Annotated in this window: 19 protein-coding genes; 12 read left to right on the plus strand and 7 right to left on the minus strand. The window is 71.9% G+C overall.

Annotated features, from left to right (window positions below; translation table 11 throughout):
- The first annotated feature begins 139 nt into the window (after positions 1-139).
- On the plus strand, positions 140-1,876 hold the full coding sequence (locus Q8791_RS13325) for a proline--tRNA ligase (protein WP_330092058.1): 1,737 nt from the start codon (positions 140-142) through the stop codon (positions 1,874-1,876).
- Positions 1,877-1,940: 64 nt separating this feature from the next.
- Here Q8791_RS13325 and Q8791_RS13330 read toward each other — a convergent pair whose 3' ends face one another.
- Together Q8791_RS13330 and Q8791_RS13335 are read right to left on the minus strand one after the other, a co-directional pair.
- Entirely contained in the window at positions 1,941-2,390 is a 450-nt protein-coding gene (locus Q8791_RS13330; protein WP_330091989.1) for a ferritin-like domain-containing protein, read from the minus strand.
- Between the two features lie 44 nt (positions 2,391-2,434).
- On the minus strand, positions 2,435-2,953 hold the full coding sequence (locus Q8791_RS13335; RefSeq protein WP_330091990.1) for a ferritin-like domain-containing protein: 519 nt from the start codon (positions 2,951-2,953) through the stop codon (positions 2,435-2,437).
- Between the two features lie 361 nt (positions 2,954-3,314).
- Between Q8791_RS13335 and rimP the strand changes: the two genes are divergently transcribed.
- The 7 genes from rimP to truB all read left to right on the plus strand — a co-directional run bounded on the left by rimP (position 3,315) and on the right by truB (position 10,295).
- The gene (rimP, locus tag Q8791_RS13340; protein ID WP_330091991.1) at positions 3,315-3,797 is read left to right on the plus strand and encodes a ribosome maturation factor RimP; all 483 of its coding nucleotides are present in this window, start codon (positions 3,315-3,317) and stop codon (positions 3,795-3,797) included.
- Positions 3,798-3,821: 24 nt separating this feature from the next.
- Positions 3,822-4,835: a transcription termination factor NusA gene (gene nusA, locus Q8791_RS13345; protein WP_330091992.1), complete on the plus strand. Its 1,014-nt coding sequence runs from the start codon at positions 3,822-3,824 to the stop codon at positions 4,833-4,835.
- A gap of 28 nt (positions 4,836-4,863) precedes the next feature.
- Entirely contained in the window at positions 4,864-5,154 is a 291-nt protein-coding gene (locus tag Q8791_RS13350) for a YlxR family protein (protein WP_330092059.1), read from the plus strand.
- A gap of 231 nt (positions 5,155-5,385) precedes the next feature.
- Positions 5,386-8,499 carry a translation initiation factor IF-2 gene (gene infB, locus Q8791_RS13355; RefSeq protein WP_330091993.1) on the plus strand — a complete coding sequence of 1,038 codons (3,114 nt, stop codon included), beginning with the start codon at positions 5,386-5,388 and terminating at the stop codon, positions 8,497-8,499.
- 82 nt (positions 8,500-8,581) lie between these two features.
- On the plus strand, positions 8,582-8,878 hold the full coding sequence (locus Q8791_RS13360; RefSeq protein ID WP_330091994.1) for a DUF503 domain-containing protein: 297 nt from the start codon (positions 8,582-8,584) through the stop codon (positions 8,876-8,878).
- Between the two features lie 2 nt (positions 8,879-8,880).
- Positions 8,881-9,324 carry a 30S ribosome-binding factor RbfA gene (gene rbfA, locus Q8791_RS13365; protein ID WP_330091995.1) on the plus strand — a complete coding sequence of 148 codons (444 nt, stop codon included), beginning with the start codon at positions 8,881-8,883 and terminating at the stop codon, positions 9,322-9,324.
- An 83-nt stretch (positions 9,325-9,407) separates the two neighbouring features.
- On the plus strand, positions 9,408-10,295 hold the full coding sequence (truB, locus tag Q8791_RS13370; RefSeq protein WP_330091996.1) for a tRNA pseudouridine(55) synthase TruB: 888 nt from the start codon (positions 9,408-9,410) through the stop codon (positions 10,293-10,295).
- 15 nt (positions 10,296-10,310) lie between these two features.
- On the opposite strand, the gene Q8791_RS13375 is transcribed toward truB, so the two are convergent.
- Positions 10,311-11,159, minus strand: coding sequence for an alpha/beta fold hydrolase (locus tag Q8791_RS13375; protein WP_330091997.1), 849 nt, complete (start codon positions 11,157-11,159; stop codon positions 10,311-10,313).
- 508 nt (positions 11,160-11,667) lie between these two features.
- Here Q8791_RS13375 and Q8791_RS13380 point away from each other — a divergent pair.
- The 4 genes from Q8791_RS13380 (at position 11,668) to Q8791_RS13395 (ending at position 17,234) form a co-directional block, all read left to right on the plus strand.
- The gene (locus Q8791_RS13380) at positions 11,668-12,615 is read left to right on the plus strand and encodes a bifunctional riboflavin kinase/FAD synthetase (protein WP_330091998.1); all 948 of its coding nucleotides are present in this window, start codon (positions 11,668-11,670) and stop codon (positions 12,613-12,615) included.
- A 272-nt stretch (positions 12,616-12,887) separates the two neighbouring features.
- Entirely contained in the window at positions 12,888-13,157 is a 270-nt protein-coding gene (gene rpsO, locus Q8791_RS13385) for a 30S ribosomal protein S15 (RefSeq protein ID WP_267948452.1), read from the plus strand.
- Positions 13,158-13,465: 308 nt separating this feature from the next.
- Positions 13,466-15,781, plus strand: coding sequence for a polyribonucleotide nucleotidyltransferase (locus Q8791_RS13390; protein WP_330091999.1), 2,316 nt, complete (start codon positions 13,466-13,468; stop codon positions 15,779-15,781).
- Positions 15,782-15,899: 118 nt separating this feature from the next.
- Complete coding sequence (locus Q8791_RS13395; protein ID WP_330092000.1) at positions 15,900-17,234, plus strand: M16 family metallopeptidase; 1,335 nt, start codon at positions 15,900-15,902, stop codon at positions 17,232-17,234.
- A gap of 369 nt (positions 17,235-17,603) precedes the next feature.
- On the opposite strand, the gene Q8791_RS13400 is transcribed toward Q8791_RS13395, so the two are convergent.
- The 4 genes from Q8791_RS13400 to Q8791_RS13415 all read right to left on the minus strand — a co-directional run bounded on the left by Q8791_RS13400 (position 17,604) and on the right by Q8791_RS13415 (position 21,729).
- The gene (locus tag Q8791_RS13400) at positions 17,604-18,833 is read right to left on the minus strand and encodes a Dyp-type peroxidase (protein ID WP_330092001.1); all 1,230 of its coding nucleotides are present in this window, start codon (positions 18,831-18,833) and stop codon (positions 17,604-17,606) included.
- Complete coding sequence (locus tag Q8791_RS13405; RefSeq protein WP_330092002.1) at positions 18,833-19,405, minus strand: copper chaperone PCu(A)C; 573 nt, start codon at positions 19,403-19,405, stop codon at positions 18,833-18,835. Before Q8791_RS13405 ends, Q8791_RS13400 begins: the two co-directional genes overlap by 1 nt.
- A gap of 254 nt (positions 19,406-19,659) precedes the next feature.
- Positions 19,660-20,133, minus strand: a complete 474-nt coding sequence (locus tag Q8791_RS13410; RefSeq protein WP_330092003.1) for an Hsp20/alpha crystallin family protein — start codon at positions 20,131-20,133, stop codon at positions 19,660-19,662.
- Between the two features lie 39 nt (positions 20,134-20,172).
- On the minus strand, positions 20,173-21,729 hold the full coding sequence (locus Q8791_RS13415) for a BCCT family transporter (RefSeq protein ID WP_330092004.1): 1,557 nt from the start codon (positions 21,727-21,729) through the stop codon (positions 20,173-20,175).
- Positions 21,730-21,775: the final 46 nt, after the last annotated feature.

Raw genomic sequence — 21,775 nt, forward strand, 5'->3', positions numbered from 1 at the left:
CCCCCAGCCTAGGTACCGGCGGGAGCACTCGCGCAACTCACGCGCGAACGCGTCCGCACTACCGCTAGCCTGGGTCTCCCCTAGTTCAGTTCCCACGCCCCACGGGCGTGTTCACCGAGGAGTGGCCGTGCTGCTGCGGATGTCGAACCTGTTCCTTCGCACCCTGCGTGAGGACCCGGCGGACGCCGAGGTGCCGAGCCACAAGCTCCTCGTCCGCGGCGGGTTCGTGCGCCGCGCCGCCCCCGGCATCTACACCTGGCTGCCGCTGGGCAAGATGGTCCTGGACAACGTGGCGCGGATCGTGCACGAGGAGATGGCCGCCATCGGCGGCCAGGAGGTCCTCCTCCCCGCCCTCCTGCCCAAGGAGTTCTACGAGGCGAGCGGCCGCTGGGAGGAGTACGGGGACACCCTGTTCCGCCTCAAGGACCGCAAGGGCGCCGACTACCTGCTCGGCCCCACCCACGAGGAGCTGTTCACGCTCCTGGTCAAGGGCGAGTACTCCTCCTACAAGGACTTCCCCGTCGTCCTGTACCAGATCCAGGAGAAGTTCCGCGACGAGGCGCGTCCCCGGGCCGGCGTGCTCCGCGGCCGCGAGTTCCACATGAAGGACTCCTACTCCTTCGACATCGACGACGAGGGCCTCCAGGCCTCCTACGAGGCCCACCGCGCCGCCTACGTCCGGATCTTCGACCGGCTCGGACTGGAGTACGTCATCGTCTCCGCCACGTCCGGCGCCATGGGCGGCTCGGCCTCGGAGGAGTTCCTGGCCGTGGCCCCCAACGGCGAGGACACCTTCGTGCGCAGCACGGAGTCCGACTACGCCGCGAACGTCGAGGCCGTCGCCGTCCCGGTGCCGCCCGCGCTGCCCGTCGAGGGGCTGCCCGAGGCCGTGGTGCACCACACCCCCGGCACCGCCACCATCCAGACCCTGGTGGACTTCCTCAACGAGGCCGGGACGGGCCGCGTCTACAGCGAGGCCGACACCCTCAAGAACCTCCTCGTCAAGACCCGCGCGCCGGGCGCCGAGGACTGGGAGCTGCTGGCCATCGGCCTGCCCGGTGACCGCGACGTCGACCTCAAGCGCCTGGAGGCCGCCCTGGAGCCCACCGAGGTCGCCCTCCTGGACGAGGCCGACTTCGCGGCGAACCCGTTCCTGGCCAAGGGCTACATCGGTCCCCGCGCCCTTCTGGACAACAAGGTCCGCTACCTGGTCGACCCGCGGGTGGTCACCGGCACCGTCTGGGTGACCGGCGCCGACAAGACCGACCACCACGTCATCGACCTGGTGGCCGGACGCGACTTCACCCCGGACGGCACCATCGACGTCGCCGTGGTCCGCGACGGCGACCCCTCGCCCGACGGTCACGGCACGCTGTACACCGCGCGCGGCATCGAGATCGGCCACATCTTCCAGCTCGGCCGCAAGTACACCGACACCTTCCAGGTGGACGCCCTCGGCGCCGACGGCAAGCCGAAGCGCGTCACCATGGGCTCCTACGGGGTCGGGGTGTCGCGCGCCGTCGCCTGCGTCGTCGAGCAGTCCCACGACGACAAGGGCATCGTCTGGCCGCGCGCCATCGCACCCGCCGACGTGCACGTGGTCGGCACCGGCAAGGGCGAGCAGATCGAGGAGGCCCTGCGGATCGGCGCGGAGCTGGAGGCCCGCGGCCTGCGCGTCCTCGTGGACGACCGCAAGGGCGTCTCGCCGGGTGTGAAGTTCACCGACGCCGAGCTGCTGGGCATCCCGACCGGCGTCATCATCGGCCGCGGGCTCAAGGACGGCCTGGTGGAGCTGCGCGACCGCGCCACCGGCGACCGCGAGGAGGTCGCCCTGACCGAGATCGTGGACCGCACCGTCGCCGCCTGCCGCGGCTAGCCGCAGGGCAGCGGACGAGACGCGGGGCCGGGGAGGGATCCCCGGCCCCGCGCGCGTGCCGCCGTCAGGCGGTCTCGAAGCCGGGAAGGGCGTCCAGCTCCCCGCCCCACTCCAGCCCGCGCAGCGTCGTCTCCTGGAGGGCCCGCGCGCCCGTCACCCGCAGGCCGGTGTCGGCCGACGCCGCCAACCACAGGTACGCGCGCGCCGCCGTCTCCTCCACCCCGATCGCGAAGGCGTCGAGGGCCCCGCCCCCGCGCTCCTCCGGCAACGGGTACGAGGCCAGAGCGGAGGGCGCGTCGATGCCGCGTTCCACCGCGGCGGCGCGCAGCGTGTCGCGCAGCGCCTTGTGCCGCTGGGCCGCGTCCAGGGCCCGCTCGCGCCGGTCCTCGTCCCCGGCGGCCCCGCCGACGAACTCGTACCCGTACACCGCCGCGTGCTCGGCGCTCAGGGCCTCGGCCAGCGCCTCGGGGCCGGGGTCCGACCCGTCCGGGGTGGACGCGGGACTCTCGTTCACCTGTACCGCCTTCACGTTCGTGGATGTCCGTCCGGAGGCAAAAGCTAGACCCTGCCCAGCAGGTACGCGTGTCCTGCCTCGCAGGCGCCGATACCGCTGATCAGCTGTGCCAGACCCGGGTCGGAGACGGATCCGGCCTGGTCGAGGCGGGCGCTCGTCGCCGCCGACTCCAGCAGCCGCAGCCCGGCGGCGTCCATGGCCGCGCCGGACGCGGGATCCTCCGCGGGAGGGTCGCCCTCACCGTCGGCGAGGTCGGCGGGCGCGGTGGGGGAGGCGTCCTCGGGCAGCGACTCCACCAGGGCGTCCATGTGGGTCAGGTGGTGGCCCAGCAGGCGCTCCAGCAGCTCCGCGGGGCCCGAGCCCTCGGCGATCGCCGCCTCGTAGCGGACGACCATCCGCTCCTTGTCCCGGATCACCGACCGGAGCACGTACTCGTCCGGGGTCACGTCCGCGGGGTACCACTCGGCCTCGCCGCACGCGGCCAGACCCGCGACCGCCGCTCCGGCCACCGCCGCGCCCAGCACCGTGCGGCGGCTGATGACGCAGCCGTTCACCTGGCCCACGTGCTCTCCTTCCGTGCCCCGTGCCGTCCCTCGTCGGCACGACGGCCGTCCGGGACGGCCACGGCCCCATCTTTCCACGGTCCGCGCGGGGTGCGGCCCGCGCCGACACACCCCGTCACACGGGCTTTCCCGCTCCCGGAGGCCACACGGTGACGCGTCCCGGGCACCGACGGCGACCTGGACCGCGCCCGGGTGTGGATACCCTTGCAGCACAACCGCCGTCGCACGCGACGCGCGGCCGGTCCGCGTCCCTCAGGGGGGCGGACCGTTCAGTCGCAGACTACGTACAGAGCTGGACCGCCCCGTACACCGGCCAGAGGCCGAGCGGGCGGGATTTCTCCGCTGGAGGGGCAGACACCACATGGGAGCGCAGGCACGCGAAGAGCGCATCGCCGAGCTGCTGGAGCCGGTACTGGCAGAGGCCGGACTGGACCTGGAGGCCGTCGAGCTGACACCGGCGGGCAAGCGCCGGGTCCTGCGCGTCGTCGTCGACTCCGACGACGGGGTGGACCTGGACCGGGTCGGTGAGGTCAGCCAGGAGGTCAACGCCACCCTGGACGCCTCCGACGTCATGGGCGAACTGCCCTACGTCCTGGAGGTCACCTCGCCGGGGGTGGACCGACCGCTGACGCAGCCGCGCCACTGGCGGCGCTCCCGTGGACGGCTGGTGAAGGCCGCCCTCACCGAGGGCGGCGACGTCACCGGCCGGGTCACCGACGCCGACGACGAGGGCGTCACCCTCGACGTCGAGGGCCGGCCCCGCACCCTCGCCCACGCCGAACTCGGCCCGGGCAGGGTCCAGGTGGAATTCCGTCGCGAAGCCGACACCGACGCGGCGGACTAGAGGGGGAGCCCCGTGGATATTGACATGAGTGTCCTGCGCAGCCTGGAGCGCGAGAAGGACATCGCGGTCGAGTTGGTCGCCAAGGCCATCGAGGACGCGCTGCTGATCGCCTACCACCGCGAAGAGGGGCCCGACAAGAAGGCCCGGGTCGAGCTCAACCGCTCGACCGGCCACGTGACGGTGTGGGTGTCCGAGACGGACGAGGAGGGCGGGGTCGTCGGCGAGTTCGACGGCACCCCGTCCGGATTCGGCCGTATCGCGACCTCCACCGCCAAGCAGGTCATCCTCCAGCGTCTGCGCGACGCCGAGGACGAGCTGACCCTGGGGGAGTTCGCCGGACGCGAGCACGACATCGTCTCCGGCATCATCCAGCAGGGCAGGGACCCCCGCAACGTGCTGGTCGACCTCGGCAAGCTGGAGGCGATCCTTCCCCCGCAGGAGCAGGTCCCCACCGAGACCTATACCCACGGGGAGCGCCTGCGCGCCTACGTGGTGCAGGTGCGCAAGGGGCACCGCGGTCCGTCCGTCACCCTCTCGCGCACCCACCCCAACCTGGTGCGCAAGCTCTTCGAGCTGGAGGTGCCCGAGATCGCCGACGGGACCGTCGAGATCTCGGCGATCGCCCGGGAGGCGGGCCACCGCACCAAGATGGCCGTCCGCTCGCACCGGGGCGGAGTCAACGCCAAGGGGGCCTGCATCGGCCCGCTCGGCAGTCGTGTCCGCAACGTGATGGCGGAGCTCCACGGAGAGAAGATCGACATCGTCGACTTCTCCGAGGACCCGGCCGTGTTCGTGGCCAACGCCCTCTCCCCGGCGCGGGTCAACTCCGTGGAGATCCTCGACATGGCCGCGCGCGTCGCGCGCGTGATCGTGCCCGACTACCAGCAGTCCCTGGCGATCGGCAAGGAGGGGCAGAACGCCCGCCTCGCCGCCCGTCTGACCGGTTGGCGCATCGACATCCGCTCCGACGCCGAGCCCACGGGCGAGGCCGCGGACGGTGACGGAACCGACGGCGACGACGCCGCCGCCGTCGGTTAATCGGGTCGCGGCGATGTCCCGACGCGATATGGTGGCCGGAGACGGTCCCGTCGGCCCCGTGCGCACCTGCGTAGGGTGCCGGTCACGGGCAGTCCAGTCCGACCTCGTGCGGCTGGTGGCTGTGGGCACGGCCATCACGCCCGACACCCGGGGTCGACGTCCGGGGCGTGGCGCCTACCTTCACGGCGATCGGCGATGCCTTGAGCTCGCCGAACGTCGCAAGGCCTGGTCCCGCGCCTACCGGAGGGGAGCGGGTGATACCGGGTGGGACCTCTCATCCGTGGAGGCCCTGCTCGATGCCGCCCCGCGTGGCGGATAGGGTCACCGCTCCCGATAGGGTTGGAATGTCTGCGCCGGCCTCTGGGTTGTCATAATCGAGGTCGGCGTAGCAGTGCTGTGTCGGCATGCTGGTACCGACCCATTGTTGTGTAGCGATGAGGAAGCAGGTCGAGATTGCGATGAGCGCCTGATGAGTACGCAGCGATGAGTAACTCGAGCTAACGACGGTCCGGCACAAGCCCATGTCCCGGACCGAAGCTGAAGGAGAGTAGTGGCGAAGGTCCGGGTGTACGAACTCGCCAAGGAGTTCGGTGTAGAGAGCAAGGCCGTGCTGGCCAAGCTCAACGAGATGGGCGAATTCGTCCGTTCGGCGTCCTCGACGATAGAGGCCCCCGTCGTACGACGCCTCCAAGAAGCCTTCAACAACGGTTCCGACGGCGGCAAGAAGGGCTCGGCTCCCAAGCCCGGCCCGCGCGCCGCGTCCGAGCCGGGTGCGGCCCCGAAGCCGGGTCCCGCCCCCAAGCCGGGTCCGAAGCCGGCTCCCGCCGCGCCCAAGCCGTCGGCCGCGCAGGGCGAGTCCGCCCCGCGTCCCGGCGCGCCCAAGCCCGGCCCCAAGGCCCCCCGCGGTGAGGCGGGTGCCCGCCCCGGCGGCGCGCCCAAGCCCGGTGGTCCGGCCGGTCGGCCCGAGGGTGTGCGCTCCGAGGAGTCCCGCCCCGAGGGCGGGCGTCCCGAGGGTGGACGCCCCGAAGCCGGTCGTTCCGAGGGCGGGCGTCCCGAGCGCGGTGACCGCCCGCAGCGCGGCGACCGTCCCCAGCGGGGCGAGCGTCCCGAGCGCGGCGGAGCCCGTCCGGGTCCGCGCACGTCCGGTCCGCGTCCGGGCAACAACCCGTTCGCGTCCAACGCCTCCGGCATGGGCTCCAAGCCCGCGCCGCGTCCCGGCGGCGCCCCCGGTGGCGCTCCCGGCGCCGGTGCCCCGCGTCCGGGCGGTCCCCGTCCGGGTCCGCGTCCCGGCCCGCAGGGCGGTGGCGACCAGCGCGCCCCGCGTCCCGGTGGCGCTCCCGGCGCCGGTGCCCCGCGTCCGGGCGGTCCCCGTCCGGGTCCGCGTCCCGGCCCGCAGGGCGGCGGCGACCAGCGCGCCCCGCGTCCCGGTGGCGCAGCGGGCGCCCCGCGTCCCGGCGGTGCCGCGGGTGGACCCCCGCGTCCCGGTGGCGGCGCAGGCGGACCCCGTCCCGGCGGTCCGCGTCCCAGCCCGATGAACATGCCCTCGTCCCGTCCGGCCTCGCCTGCGGGCGGCGGTCGCGGTGGCGGCGGCGGTCGTCCCGGCGGCGCAGGCGGCCGTGGCCGCGGGGGAGCCCCCGCGGGTGCGGGTCCGCGTCCCGGCGGCGCCGGTGGCGGCGGCGGTCGTCCGGGCGGCTTCGGTGGTCGTCCCGGTGGCGGCGGTCGCGGTCGCGGTGGCGGCACGGCCGGTGCGTTCGGTCGTCCGGGCGGTCGTCCCGGGCGCGCACGCAAGTCCAAGAAGCAGCGGCGCCAGGAGTTCAACGACCTCCAGGCCCCGTCCTTCGGCGGCGTCAAGATCCCGAGCGGCAACAACCAGGTCATCCGTCTGTCCCGCGGCGCCTCGCTGTCGGACTTCGGTGACAAGATCGACGTCAACCCGGCGTCGCTCGTCCAGGTCATGATGCACCTGGGTGAGATGGTCACCGCGACCCAGTCGCTGCCCGACGAGTCGCTCCAGCTGCTGGGCGAGGAGCTCAGCTACCGCATCGAGGTCGTCAGTCCCGAGGACGAGGACCGCGAGCTGCTGGAGTCCTTCTCCATCGAGTTCGGCGAGGACGACGGTACGGCCGAGGACCTGCGTCCCCGTCCGCCCGTGGTCACCGTCATGGGTCACGTCGACCACGGTAAGACCCGACTGCTGGACACCATCCGCAAGACCAACGTCGTCAGCGGCGAGGCCGGCGGTATCACCCAGCACATCGGTGCCTACCAGGTCTCCACCGAGGTGGACGGCGAGGAGCGCAAGCTCACCTTCATCGACACCCCCGGTCACGAGGCGTTCACCGCCATGCGTGCCCGCGGTGCGAAGGTCACCGACATCGCGGTGCTGGTGGTCGCGGCCGACGACGGCGTCAAGCCGCAGACGGCCGAGGCCATCGACCACGCCAAGGCGGCCGAGGTGCCGATCGTGGTCGCGGTCAACAAGATCGACGTCGAGGGCGCCGACCCGCAGCGGGTCCGTGCGCAGCTCACCGAGTACGGCCTGGTCGCCGAGGAGTACGGCGGCGACGTCCAGTTCGTGGACATCTCCGCGCTCAAGGGCGACAACATCGACGGCCTGCTCGAGTCGATCGTGCTGACCTCCGACGCGGCGCTCGACCTGACCGCCAACCCGGACATGGACGCCCAGGGTCTGGCCATCGAGGCCTACCTGGACCGCGGTCGCGGTTCCATGGCCACGGTGCTGGTCCAGCGCGGCACGCTCAACGTGGGCGACTCGATCGTCTGCGGCGACGCCTACGGCCGCGTGCGCGCCATGCTCGACGAGCACGGCGACAACGTGCAGACCGCCGAGCCGTCCCGTCCGGTGCAGGTGCTGGGTCTGACCAACGTTCCCAGCGCCGGCGACAGCTTCCTGGTCGTCAAGGACGACCGGGTGGCACGGCAGATCGCGCAGCAGCGCGAGGCGCGCGAGCGCTTCGCCCAGCAGGCGCGTTCGGCCCGCCGCGTCACGTTCGAGACCTGGCAGGACGCTCTCAAGGAGGGTGAGCGCTCCGAGCTGCTCCTCCTCATCAAGGGCGACATGTCCGGTTCGGTCGAGGCCCTGGAGGAGTCGCTCCTCAAGATCGACTCGGGTGGCGACGAGGTCAACATCCGCGTCATCGGCCGCGGTGTCGGTGCGATCACGCAGAACGACATCAACCTGGCGTCGTCCGCCGACGCGATCATCATCGGCTTCAACGTTCGGCCCGAGGGCAAGAACAGCGAGCTCGCCGATCGCATGGGTGTCGACATCCGGTACTACTCGGTGATCTACCAGGCCATCGACGAGGTCGAGGCCGCTGTCAAGGGTCTCCTCAAGCCGGTCTACGAGGAAGTCCAGCTCGGCAGCGCCGAGGTCCGCGAGGTCTTCAAGGTTCCGAAGATCGGCAACATCGCGGGCTCGATCGTCCGCAGCGGCCTCATCCGCCGCAACACCAAGGCGCGGCTCATCCGCGAGGGTGTCGTCATCTCCGAGAACCTCACCGTGGAGTCCCTGCGGCGGTTCAAGGACGACGCGACCGAGGTCCGCGAGGGCTTCGAGTGCGGTATCGGTGTCGGTTACAACGACATCCGCGTCGAGGACGTCATCGAGACCTACGAGATGCAGGAGAAGCCCCGCGACTAATCCTCGCGGAGCCTGATCCGAGGGGCCCCGGCCGTGTGGCCGGGGCCCCACACTCTTTCCGCACAACACCACAGGTGATCACTTGTACGTAGGGTCGCTGACCCTGGACGTCCTTCTCGGTGACGTCCACTCGCTCAAACAGAAGCGCTCGCTGGTCCGGCCGGTGATCGCCGATCTGCGCCGCAAGTTCTCCGTCTCGGTCTCCGAGGTCGGGGACCAGGACCTGTACCGACGGGCCAAGGTCGGCGTGGCGGTGGTCGCGCCGACGGCGGCGCACGCCCGTGACCTGCTGGACACCTGCGAGCGTTTCGTCGCGGGACGTCCCGAACTGGAGCTGCTCTCTGCCAGGCAGCGGCTCTTCAACGAAGAGGAAGACTGACAATGGTTGACGCCGCACGCGCGCGGAAGATCGCCGACCGCATCCAGCGCATCGTCGCCGAGATGCTGGACCGGCGGATCAAGGACCCGCGCCTGGGATTCGTCACCGTGACCGACGCGCGCATCACCGCTGACCTGCGGGACGCCACGGTGTACTACACGGTGTTCGGCAGTCCGGAGGAGAAGGCCGCCTCCGCCGCAGCTCTGGAGAGCGCCAAGGGCGTCATCCGCAGCGAGGTGGGGCGCCAGACGGGTATCCGGCACACGCCGAGCCTCACCTTCGTCATCGACGAGGTGCAGGAGAACGCCCAGCACATCGAGGAACTGCTGGTCAAGGCGCGTCAGTCCGACGCGGAGGTGGCCGAGAAGGCCACCGGCGCCCAGCACGCGGGCGAGGCCGACCCGTACAAGGCTCCCCGCGAGGACGACGAGGACGAGGACGAGTAGAGTCCCGCCCCGTTCCACCACCACCGGCGGCGGCGCGGTCGCGCCGCCGCCGTCCCCTTCCCTCCGATGCTCCGAGGAGTCCCATGGCCGAGAGCGGCGTCGTCGTCGTCGACAAGCCCGCCGACTGGACCTCGCACGACGTGGTCGCCAAGACACGCGGGCTGGCACGCACGCGCAGGGTCGGCCACGCGGGCACCCTCGACCCCATGGCGACGGGGGTCCTCGTGCTGGGGATCGAGAAGGGCACCAAGCTCCTCGGCCACCTGACACTGACCGAGAAGGAGTACGACGCCACGATCCGCCTGGGGCTGGTGACCAACACCGACGACGCCGAGGGCGAGCCCGGGGCCCGGGTGGACGCCTCCGGTGTCGCGGAGGAGGCCGTGCGTACGGCGGTCGCCAGGCTGACAGGTGAGATCCAGCAGGTTCCGCCGCAGGTCAGCGCGATCAAGGTCGACGGCAAGCGTGCCTACAAGTCGGCGCGCGAGGGCAAGGAGGTCGTCCTCAAGCCCCGCACGGTCACCGTCTCGGGGTTCGAGATCACCGACATCCGCAGGGTGGAGGACGCCGACGGCGCGTTCGTGGACGTGGACGCCCTGGTCACGTGCTCCAGCGGCACCTACATCCGCGCGCTCGCCCGCGACATGGGCGAGGATCTGGGCGTGGGCGGCCACCTGACCGCGCTGCGCCGCACACGGGTGGGCCCCTACGACCTGTCCCAGGCCCGCACGCTCGACCAGTTGGCCGCGGAGTTCACCCAGGTGCCCCTGGCCCGCGCGGTCGCGGTCGCCTTCCCGGTGCGCATGCTCACCGACGACGAGACCCGTCGCGTCCAGAACGGCAACCGGATCGAACCGAGCTCGCTGGGTTCCGGGCCCGTGGGCCTGTTCGCCCCCGACGGCCGGGTGATCGCGCTGGGCGAGAACCGCCGGGACCACATGAAGCCCCTGGTGGTGTTCGAGCCCGCCTGATCCCCGCCCGCGGGCTCAGACGGCGCCGAGGAAGTCCGCGAGGGCGGCGGTCAGTTCCGCGGGGCGTTCGACGGACGGCAGGTGTCCGGTGTCCGGCATCTCCAGGAGGCGTGCCCCGGGGATACCCGCCGCGTACAGGTCGGCGACCTCCCGGACCGGGCCGGGCTCGGACAGGCCCTTCACCACCAGCGTGGGTGCGGCCACCTCGCCGAGCCGGGCCTCGGGGGGTCTCCGTGGCCGGCGGGTGGTGAGAACCGGCCCCGACCACTGGCGCGCGAACAGCTCCCGCAGCATCAGCAGGGACAGGTCCCACGCCTCCGGCGCCATGTCGGCGGGGTCCCGTTCGGGGCCCAGCACCGTGAAGCGGGCCTGGGCCTGCGCCATCGCCGCGACGTCCGCGGGGTCGGGGGCGGCACGGCCCGCCCGGTACGCCTCCAGGCGCTCGTGGGGGACGGCCGCCAGGGCCGCCTTGCGGGACTCGCGGACGAACACCTCGGGCCACTCGTGCCCCGACATGCCGGGACACACCAGGGCCAGGGCCTCGACCCGGTCGGGCGCGGCCAGAGCGGCGTCCGCGCAGTAGGCGCCGCCGTGGGAGGCCCCCACCAGTGTCGCGCGCTCGATCCCGAGCCCGTCCATGAGGGCGAGCAGGTCCTCGTGGTGGGTGACGGGCCCCTCGTGGTCGGCGGAGCCGCCGTGTCCGCGCCAGTCGTACCTGACCGCCCGGTGGGTCCGTGCGAACGCGGTGAACTGGTGGTCCCACATGCGCCGGTCGCCCACCCCGGCGTGCACGAACACGATGGCCGGCCCGGAGCCGGCCTCGTCGTACGCGAGTCGGGTCTCGCCCGTGTCGATCATCGCCATCCGGGCACGTTAACGGTGGTCCGGCCGTGTGCCAACCCGGCCCTGCGACCGGAGGGGCGCGGTCGTGCCCGGGAGGCTCCGCGCACACGGTGCCCGCTCGTCGACTCCACCGCGATGCCCGCCAGGTGTCCGCCCGCGCCGGTTCGCCTTGCATCACGGTGCTCCCCCCTCTGCCCGGGGACTCCGGCCAGGGGGCGACCGCCTCCCCGACCTCCCGCGGACCGACTCGGCGGCGGGCGGTGCGCGCCCCGCCCGCGTCCGTCCGGGGAATCCGGGGCCCCGGGTCACGTGCCGCTTCGTCGTACGCGCAGAGGTTGCTGTCGAGGGCCGTTCCCCGGGCGTCGGTCCCGCTCCCGCGCAGAGGGGGCGGAGGGTGTGCCCGGCCACACACCCCGCGTGTCGGTGCGGGTGCGCCCGGCGTGGCACCCTTGGTTCCGGAAAGCCCCGTGGCCCATGGCGGCGGGGCTCGGCGCGAAGCCATGAGGAACGACGAGCAGGGGAGCCGGACGTGCGGCGATGGGACGGGCTGGAGGGCATCCCCTCCGGGCAGGGGCGCTCCGTGGTGGCGGTCGGTGTGTTCGACGGGGTGCACCGGGGCCACCGGGCCATCCTGGAGGCCGCCGTCGGGCGCGGCCGCGAGCTCGGGCTCCCGGTGGTCGCGGTCACCTTCGACCCGCACCCGCGGGCGGTGCTGACCGGGACCGCTCCGCCGGTGCTGACCCCGCTGGAGCGCCGGTTGGAGCTGCTGGGCGAGTACGGCGCCGACGCCGTGTGCGTCCTGGCGTTCACCAAGGACCTGTCCTCCCTCACCCCCGAGGAGTTCGTCCGCCGGGTGCTGGTCGACCGCCTGCACGCCGCGGCCGTGGTCGTGGGCGAGGACTTCCGGTTCGGACACCGCGCCGCGGGCGACGTCGCCGCGCTGGCCGGGTTCGGAGCCGGGTACGGCTTCACCGCGGACGGGATCGCGCTCGTCGCGGACGGCGACGCCATCACCTCCACGCGGGTGCGCGCCCTCCTCTCCGAGGGAGCCGTCGCCGAGGCCGCCGACCTGCTCGGCCGTCCCCACCGGGTCGAGGGCGAGATCGTCCACGGGGCGGCGCGCGGCCGTGAGCTGCTGGGCTTCCCCACGGCCAACATGGATCTGCTGCCCGGCACGGCCGTTCCCGGTGACGGCGTCTACGCGGGCTGGCTGAGCCGCGTCGCACCCGTCGCGGGGCACGAGTCGCGCTGGCCCGCGGCGATCTCCGTGGGCACCAACCCCACCTTCGACGGTGCGGAGCGGACCGTGGAGGCCTACGCCCTGGACCGCGACGACCTGGAGCTCTACGGGGTCCGCATGACAGTGGACTTCACCGCGCGCATCCGGGGCCAGGAGCGGTTCGACAGCATCGACGAGCTCATCGTCGCCATGCGCCGGGACGTGGACCTGTGCCGCGACGTCCTCGGCGCGGCCTGAGCCGGGGTCGCGGGGGCGGGGAGACGGGGCACACCCGCGGAGCAGCCCCGTCACCTCGTCCTCTGCGGTAGGGTGGGTCCGTCCACGTGTGCCTCGCGGACGGTCACGATCCGGTGAACCGTCCCGTGGGGAGCGCGGTGCGCCCACGCCGTCGGCGGAGGGCCGCGCACACCACACGCGACGGTGACTGTTCGCACGCGCGGTCACCGCGTCTGATCCTCGTCTCGTACAGGGATCCGCCCTGCGTGCCGACTTTCCAGTGAAGGAGCGACGTGTCGATCGACACCGCCACCAAAGAGAAGATCATCGCCGAGTACGCCACCACCGAGGGTGACACCGGTTCCCCCGAGGTCCAGGTCGCGCTGCTCACGCACCGCATCACCGAGCTGACCGAGCACCTCAAGGACCACAAGCACGACCACCACAGCCGTCGTGGCCTGCTCCTGATGGTCGGTCGCCGTCGCCGCCTCCTCAAGTACATCGCCAAGCAGGACATCACCCGCTACCGCTCGCTGATCGAGCGTCTGGGTCTGCGCCGCTAGAGGTGATCGGCGGGAGTGGCTTCGGCCGCTCCCGCTTTGTTAGTAAGGTGTGACGCGACGGCGGTCACCTACCGCCGCTCGCCCCTAATTTCACAGAGATCACCCGCGCCCCTCCCTCGGCCGCAGAGTCGAGGCCGGTCCTCGGTAGTGGTCCCCGGACACCGCCCGTCAGGGCGTGCCGTGGGCTTCGATCGATGACCGGCCGTCATCAACTCCGGGGCACGGACGCGGGATACGAACCATGAAGCGCCTGAGGCACACCCGTGCCCGGCGTGACGAACGCGAACACGTGTAGCAGGAGGTCGCCCATGGAGGGCGTTTACTCGGCCGAAGCCGTCATCGACAACGGCAAGTTCGGCTCCCGTACCATCCGCTTCGAGACCGGTCGCCTGGCCCGCCAGGCCGCCGGTTCGGCGACGGTCTACCTGGACGACGAGACCGTCGTCCTGTCGGCCACCACCGCCTCGAAGCGTCCCAAGGAAAACCTCGACTTCTTCCCTCTCACGGTGGACGTCGAGGAGCGCATGTACGCCGCGGGCCGCATCCCCGGCTCGTTCTTCCGGCGTGAGGGCCGTCCCTCCGAGGACGCCATCCTCACCTGCCGCCTGATCGACCGGCCGCTGCGCCCGTCGTTCCGCAAGGGCCTGCGCAACGAGATCCAGATCGTCGAGACGATCCTCGCCCTGCACCCCGAGCACCTGTACGACGTCGTCGCCATCAACGCGGCCTCGATGTCCACGCAGATCTCCGGGATCCCCTTCTCCGGTCCGATCGGCGGCGTGCGCGTCGCCCTGATCGACGGCCAGTGGGTCGGCTTCCCGACCCACGCGGAGCTGGAGGGGGCCACCTTCGACATGGTGGTCGCCGGTCGCGTCCTCGACGACGGCGACGTGGCGATCATGATGGTGGAGGCCGAGTCCACCACCCGGACGCTGAAGCTGGTCGCCGAGGGCGCTGTCGGCCCCAACGAGCAGACCGTCTCCGAGGGCCTCGAAGCCGCCAAGCCCTTCATCAAGGTGCTGTGCAAGGCCCAGCAGGCCGTCGCCGACCAGGCGAGCCGCGAGGTCACCGAGTTCCCGATCTTCCTCGACTACGAGGACGACGCGTACGCGGCCGTCGAGGCCGCCGTCCGCGAGGAGCTCTCCAAGGCGCTCACCATCGCGGACAAGCAGGACCGCGACGCCGAGCTGGACCGCGTCAAGGCCATCGCCGGCGAGAAGCTGGCGGAGGACTTCGAGGGCCGCGAGAAGGAGATCGGCGGTGCCTTCCGGTCTCTCAGCAAGCAGGTCATGCGCGAGCGCGTCCTGCGCGAGAAGGTCCGCATCGACGGTCGCGGCCCCAAGGACATCCGCGGGCTGAGCGCCGAGGTCGGCGTCCTGCCGCGGGTGCACGGCTCCGCTCTCTTCGAGCGCGGCGAGACCCAGATCCTGGGTGTCACCACGCTCAACATGCTGCGCATGGAACAGACGGTTGACACGCTCAACCCGGACAAGACCAAGCGCTACATGCACAACTACAACTTCCCGCCCTACTCCACCGGCGAGACCGGTCGGGTGGGCTCGCCCAAGCGGCGCGAGATCGGGCACGGCGCCCTCGCCGAGCGCGCCCTGCTCCCGGTGCTGCCGGCGCGCGAGGAGTTCCCGTACGCCATCCGCCAGGTGTCCGAGGCCCTCGGGTCCAACGGCTCCACCTCGATGGGCTCGGTCTGCGCGTCCACCATGTCCCTGATGGCGGCCGGCGTGCCCCTCAAGGAGATGGTGTCGGGCATCGCCATGGGTCTGATCAGTGAGGGCGACGAGTACGTCACCCTCACCGACATCCTGGGCGCCGAGGACGCCATGGGCGACATGGACTTCAAGGTCGCCGGTACCCGTGACCTCATCACGGCCCTGCAGCTGGACACCAAGCTCGACGGCATCCCCGCCGAGCAGCTGGCGCTCGCGCTCCAGCAGGCCCGCGGTGCCCGCCTGGCCATCCTCGACGTGATGCAGGAGGCGATCGAGCGTCCGGCCGAGATGAGCCCGAACGCTCCGCGCATCCTCACCGTCAAGGTCCCGGTGGACAAGATCGGCGAGGTCATCGGCCCCAAGGGCAAGATGATCAACTCGATCCAGGACGACACCGGCGCCGAGATCACGATCGAGGACGACGGCACCATCTACATCGGTGCCACCGACGGTCCGTCCGCCGAGGCCGCTCGGGACACGATCAACCAGATCGCGAACCCGACGATGCCCGAGGTGGGCGACCGGTACCTGGGTACCGTCGTCAAGACCACGACGTTCGGCGCGTTCGTGTCGCTGCTGCCCGGCAAGGACGGCCTGCTGCACATCTCGCAGATCCGCAAGCTGCACGGCGGCAAGCGGATCGAGAACCTCGACGACGTCATCGGCATCGGTGAGAAGATCCAGGTCGAGATCCGCGAGATCGACGACCGCGGCAAGCTGTCGCTCGTCCCGGTCGAGGTCGTCGAGGCCGAGGCCGCCTCCGCGGCTCCCGCCGTCGAGGCCGCCGTCGAGGCCGACGACGCCCCCGCGGACGAGGACAACGGTGGCGACAAGGACGGGGACGCCCCGCGTCGCCGTCGTCGCCGCAGCTCGGGCGGGCGTTCCGAGAACACCTGATCCTGACTGACGCGTGTCGGGGGCGGTCGCACCACGGGTGCGGCCGCCCCCGGCGCGTATCCTCGGCTGGGCCCCGGCGGCCCGGCCGCCGACGTTCCGACGCGAAGAAGAAGGATTCATGAGCTCTGTCCCCATCGCCGCCGAGCAGGATCCGGGCACGACCGTGACGCTGCTGGAGCCCGACGGCGGTTCCGGCCTGGTGCGCCGCACGGTTCTGCCCGGCGGCCTGCGCGTGGTCACCGAGAACATCCCGGGCGGCCGTTCCGCGGCGTTCGGGATCTCGGCCACCACCGGCTCCCGCGACGAGGACTCCGCGCACGCGGGGTCGGCGCACTTCCTGGAGCACCTGCTGTTCAAGGGGACCCGGACCCGGTCGGCGCTGGAGATCTCCGCGCTGCTGGACGGTGTGGGCGCGGACCACAACGCCTACACCACGAAGGAGCACACCTGCTACTACGCGAAGGTGCTGGACCGCGACCTCCCGCTGGCCATCGACGTCGTCGGTGACATGGTCGCGAACTCGGTGCTCGACGCCGGGGAGGTGGAGACGGAGCGGGGCGTGATCCTGGAGGAGATCGCCATGTACGAGGACGAGCCCGCCGACCTGGTGGACGACGTCTTCGCGGCGCACTTCTACGGAGACACCCCGCTGGGCCGTCCGATCCTGGGCACCATCGACACCATCCGGGCCCTGCCCCGTGACCGTATCGCCGAGCAGTACCGCGACGTGTACGTCCCCGGTGAGCTGATCGTGACGGCCGCCGGAAGCCTGGACCACGACCAGGTGGTGGAGCAGGTCCGGGCGATGTTCGCCGACCAGTCGGCCGCCGCCGGTGACGCCCGCCCGGCCCGCCCGCGCTCGGGGGACGGCCGGGTCGCCACGAACGGCGGCACCGTGGTGCAGCCGCGCGACACCGAGCAGGCGCACATCATCCTGGGTTCGGAGGGCATCACCCGGACTGACCCGCGCTGGCACGCGCTGCGGCTGCTCAGCGCGGCCCTGGGCGGGGGCATGTCGTCCCGCCTGTTCCAGGAGGTGCGGGAGAAGCGGGGACTGGCGTACTCGGTGCACGCGTACCAGACGGGCTACGCCGACACCGGCATGTTCCAGGTCTACGCCGGCTGCCTGCCGGAGAAGGCCGACGAGGTCATCGGCGTGTGCCGCGACGAGCTGGAGAAGGTCGCCGCCTCGGGTATCACCGCCGAGGAGCTGACCCGCGCCAAGGGCCAGATCCAGGGCTCCCTGGTGCTCGGCAGCGAGGGCACCAACGCCCGGATGGGGCGGCTGCTCTCGCACGAGCTGAACAAGCCGCGCCACTACTCGATCGACGAGGACCTGGCGCTCTTCGACGCCGTGACCGGGACGGAGGTGGCCGAGGTGGCCGCCGAACTGCTGTCGCGTCCGCGCGCCCTCGCCGTGATCGGCCCGTACGAGGCCGACCGGGTCTTCTAGGGCGTGTTCCGTGGATGCTTTCGGTTGACTCGGCGCTTGCGCCGATCGATGCGAGCGGCTTCCAGGCCATCTCTCGCAAGACGAGTAGCGCAGGTCAGCCCGGGTTTGGCTGTCCAAGCGCAGTCGGCGCAGCGAGAGGCAGCCTGGGGGACGCGAGCCCGGAATGATCCGCGGAACGCGGCCTAGCCCCGTCAGGACGCCCCGGCCCCGTCCCCGGACGGGGCCCGCGCCCCGCGCCGGCCTCACACGAGGCGGGCGCGGGGCGCTCGTGCGCCCGGGGGAGGAGGGCCCCGCCCCGGCCTCGGCTCTGCTCCGCCCGGCGCCGTGTGGTGCCCGCCGGACGGTGGCGCGCGAGCGGGTCCGGCCCGGTCAGCTCTCCAACAGGGTCTGACCCACGTATCCCCCCTCCTCGCACCCGGGCGGAACGGCGAACACCGCAGAGCCCACCGCGGTCACCCACTCGTTGAGCAGGTCGAGTTCGTCCATGCTCCGCTGGATGGGCACGAACTGGCGCACGGGGTCGGCCTGGAACGACGCGAACAGCAGCCCGGCCTCCTCCCCGCCCGCTCCGCGCTGGTCGTAGTTGTAGGCCCGGCGGAAGATCCGCTGCGCCGGGTCTCCCGTGACCGCACGGCGCACGTGGGCGAACGCCGGGACGACCGTCAAGCCTGTGGCGTCGGTGGCGGCCAGGTCCACCTCGTCGTGCTCGGACGACCCCGTCAGCGGCGCGCCGTTGTCCAACCTGCGGCCGATGACGGCCTCCCGGGCGGGCCGGTCCAGTTCGTCCCACGTGTCCAGGTCGGTGGCGATGCGCCGCAGCACCAGCCCCGTTCCGCCCTCCAACCACGAGGGCCCGCCGCCGCCCCACACCAGCTGGGCGAAGTCCGCCGTCCCCGGCTCGGGGTTGACGGTGCCGTCGACCTGGCCCATCAGGTTGCGCATGGTCGTGCCGTCGGGCTGGGAGCCGTGGGCTCGGCGAAACCCGCTCTGGGTCCACCGGGGCCGGGTGAAGGCCCGTGCGTCCTTGAGGAGCATCCGGACCGCGTGCGAGACCGTGAGGGGGTCGTCCGCGCACACCTGCACCAGGAGGTCCGCCTCGCCCCAGGCGGGGTCGAGCCGGTCGTGGTCGAACTCCGGCAGGGGCCCCAGCCAGTCCGGGGCCGCGTCGGGGGCCACACGTTCCACCAGACCCCGTCCGAAGCCGAACGTGGTGGTGAGCCGGGCCGGCACCTCCGCCAGTTCGGGCTCGGTGTCGGCCAGGGCGGGCTCTCCCCGTGCCAGGCGGGCGGCGTCGTCGCTGAGCAGCCGCATGAGGCGTCGGACGCCCTCCGCGTCGACCTCCGCCCCCAGGTCCAGCGCCACGAACGTGCCGTGCGCCTGGGGCGGGGTCTCCACCCCGGCCTGGTGGGGGCCGTGGAAGGACACGGTCAGGGGGCCGTGGAGCGGGGGGTCGGCCGCCGGGGCGGGGCCGCCCTCCGCCCGTTCCGCCCATCTGGCCGCCCCGACCCCGGCGACCCCTGCGGCGCCGAGGCCCGCAGCCCCGCCCACGAGAAGGCGGCGGCGGCTCAGCGGGCCGGTGCCCGCACCGCGTTCCGCCATCAGTGGTCCCCGTCCCCGTGTCCGTCCCCTCCGTGTCCGTCGCCCTCGTACTCCTCGTTGGCTCCGGCGTACTCCTTCACGGGGGCGGTGAACTCGGCGGTGGAACCGTCGGAGAACTCCACGGTCACCGTGGTCTCGTCGCCGGGTTCCAGGTCGCGGGTGAGGTCCATGAGCATGATGTGGTCGGCACCGGGCTCCAGGGGGAGGCCGCCCCCCGCGGGTACGACGAACCCGCCGTTCTTCTCACGCATGGTGGAGTCCGCGCCCTCGGTGACGACCTCGTGGAGTTCGACGGTGTCGGCGGCGTCGTGGGAGGCGGCGACGATCGTGACCTCCGCGTCGGAGCCGTTGGTGATCTCGCCGAAGACGGCGGTCATGCCGTCGTCGGCGGTGGCGGCCTTGACCCAGGGGTCGGTGACCGCGAAGGCGTCGGCGGCGGTGGCGGCGTCCGCGGACGGGGAGGGGGCGTCCGCGTCGGCGGTGGAGGGGTCGGGGGAGGTCGCGGGGCCGCCGCAGGCGGTCAGGGCGAAGGCGAGCAGGGCGGTGGCGGCCCACGTACGGGTCGGGTTCACGGGTGTTCGCTCCAGGTTCCGGGCCGCGCTTCCGCGGCCGTCCACCCTTGGTGTCGGATCCGCGGGCCGTTCGGTTCCCGGGAACCCGGTATCCGCCTCCCGCCGGGCGCCGGAGGGAGTCGCGCGGGGGCGCGGAGCCGGGCGGGCGGCGCCGCCCCGCTCCGGCGGCGGGGGAGCGTCCTGCGGCGCGGCGAGCCGCCGACGGGCCCCGGGGCCCGACGGCGGCTGCCCGGTGGGCCGGCCGGAAGGGGCTCTTAGGAGTGCTTCGGCGCCCGTCTGCGCACCGCGATGCGCTTGGGGCCCCGCGCGTTCGCCCCTCCGCGGACGGTGATCTCCAGCAGGCCCTCGTCGAAGGAGGCCTCGATGTCCTCCTCGCCGATGCCCTCCGGCAGGCTGATCCTCCGTCGGAACGTGCCCATGAAGCGCTCGGACGTGTAGTAGACGACGTCGCTCTCGTCCCGGTGGCGCTCCCCGCTGACGCTGAGGATGCCGTCGTTGAAGCTGACCGACACGTCCTCCTGGCGTACCCCGGCGATCTCGCACCGGAGCACGAGGTCGGTGCCCCGGGCGAGGATGTCGGTCGGCGGGCTCCACGCGTCCGAGTACCCGCGTTCCCTGTCGCCCGCCTGGCCGCTCTCCAGCGAGGACATGCTGTCGGAGATCCGGTTCATCTCGCTGATCATGTCCACCACGCCGTGGAACGGGTTGTTGAACCTTCTCGGAGCCACCACGGCCTCCTCTCTTCGCTTTCGGTGTGCTTCGGGGGATCAGTCGTGGCGGGACGAGCTCCTGGAGCCCCGGTCCTCCGCCCGGGACTGTTTCGGCGCCCCCGGTTTCGGTTCCGAGGCCAGGCCCTTGAGCAGCCCCCAGACCATGAACAACAGGATGACCGCGAAGGGCAGGCCGGTCACGACCGATGCCGCCTGCAGGGCGGACAGGGCGTTCGTGCCGCCCAGGACCAGCAGGATCAGCGTGACCGCGCCCTCGCTGATCGCCCAGAAGGCGCGCTGCGCCTTGACCGGGTTCAGGTCGCCGCCGCTGGTGAGGGTGTCCACGACCAGCGAGCCGGAGTCGGAGGAGGTGATGAAGAAGACCGCCACCACGATGATCAGGAGGACGGAGACGATCAGTCCGACGACCTCCCCCATGGGCAGCAGGTCCATCAGGTGGAAGGCCCTGTCCTCCTCCGCGAGCCCGTTGAACGCGCCGTCGCCGAACAGTTCGTAGTAGAGCCCGGACCCGCCGAACACGCCGAACCACAGGATGGACACGATGACGGGGGCGAGCAACGCGCCCAGGACGAACTCGCGGATGGTGCGCCCGTACGAGATCCGCGCCAGGAAGATACCGACGAACGGAGCCCAGGAGATCCACCATCCCCAGTAGAAGATCGGCCAGGTGGTCGTCCAGGTGGCCGCCTGCTCGTCCACGAGGGGACTGGGGAAGGCCAGGCTCCACGGGATGAGGTTGGACAGGTACTCCCCGGCGGAGGTGGTCGTGATGCTGATGATCCACAGCTTCGGCCCGAACGCGAAGACGATCACCAGCAGTGCGAAGGCGAGCCACAGGTTGATGACGGAGAGCCTGCGGATGCCCTTGTCGATGCCGGAGAGGACGCTGAGCAGGGCGATGCCGGTGATCACGATGATGATCACCGACTGGACCAGGGAGTTCGAGGGGATGCCGAAGACGTGGTTGAGGCCGCCGTTGATCTGGAGCGTGCCCAGCCCCAGGGAGGTGGCCAGTCCGAAGATCGTGCCGAACACGGCGAGGATGTCCACGAGGTTGCCCGGCCAGCCGAAGGCGCGGTCCCCCAGAAGCGGGTAGAGGGCGGAGGCGGGGCGCAGCGGCAGCCCCTTGCGGAAGGCGAAGTAGCCGAGGGAGAGCCCGAGGGCGATGTAGATCGCCCACGGGTGGAAGCTCCAGTGGAAGTAGCTCAGGGCGAGTGCCTCGCTCGCCGCCTCGGGGGAGGGGAGTTCGCCCTCGGGGGCGATGAACTCCGAGGACCGGGGCGAGTGCAGGTGGTGGATGGGCTCGGAGACCCCCCAGAACACCAGGCCGATGCCCATACCGGTGGTGAAGAGCATGGCGAACCAGGCCACTGTTCCGAACTCCGGCCGCGAGTCGTCGGGGCCGAGCCGGACCGAGCCGAACCGGCTCAGCATGAGGACGACCGCGATGATCAGGAAAAGGGTCGTCGCGAGGATGTAGATCCAGCCGAGCTTCTCGCCGATCCAGTCGCGTGTGGCCGTTGCCGCGTTCAGCAGGGGGTCGGTGGCGACGATGCCCGCGACGACGAAGGCGATGATCACGAGCCCGGACACACCGAAGACAGTGGGGTTGGTGTGTTCTCGGATGTGCTGACGTAGG

It is taken from the genome of Nocardiopsis codii (assembly GCF_036327455.1).
GTDB lineage: Bacteria > Actinomycetota > Actinomycetes > Streptosporangiales > Streptosporangiaceae > Nocardiopsis > Nocardiopsis codii.

Bases quoted from the DNA above. Each gene is read 5' to 3' on its own strand.
- Q8791_RS13395 (WP_330092000.1), top strand. From the start codon at position 15,900: ATGAGCTCTGTCCCCATCGCCGCCGAGCAGGATCCGGGCACGACCGTG.
- Q8791_RS13350 (WP_330092059.1), top strand. From the start codon at position 4,864: ATGGTGGCCGGAGACGGTCCCGTCGGCCCCGTGCGCACCTGCGTAGGG.
- rimP (WP_330091991.1), top strand. From the start codon at position 3,315: ATGGGAGCGCAGGCACGCGAAGAGCGCATCGCCGAGCTGCTGGAGCCG.
- Q8791_RS13325 (WP_330092058.1), top strand. From the start codon at position 140: ATGTCGAACCTGTTCCTTCGCACCCTGCGTGAGGACCCGGCGGACGCC.
- Q8791_RS13390 (WP_330091999.1), top strand. From the start codon at position 13,466: ATGGAGGGCGTTTACTCGGCCGAAGCCGTCATCGACAACGGCAAGTTC.
- Q8791_RS13375 (WP_330091997.1), bottom strand. From the start codon at position 11,159: ATGGCGATGATCGACACGGGCGAGACCCGACTCGCGTACGACGAGGCC.
- truB (WP_330091996.1), top strand. From the start codon at position 9,408: ATGGCCGAGAGCGGCGTCGTCGTCGTCGACAAGCCCGCCGACTGGACC.
- nusA (WP_330091992.1), top strand. From the start codon at position 3,822: ATGAGTGTCCTGCGCAGCCTGGAGCGCGAGAAGGACATCGCGGTCGAG.
- Q8791_RS13400 (WP_330092001.1), bottom strand. From the start codon at position 18,833: ATGGCGGAACGCGGTGCGGGCACCGGCCCGCTGAGCCGCCGCCGCCTT.
- rbfA (WP_330091995.1), top strand. From the start codon at position 8,881: ATGGTTGACGCCGCACGCGCGCGGAAGATCGCCGACCGCATCCAGCGC.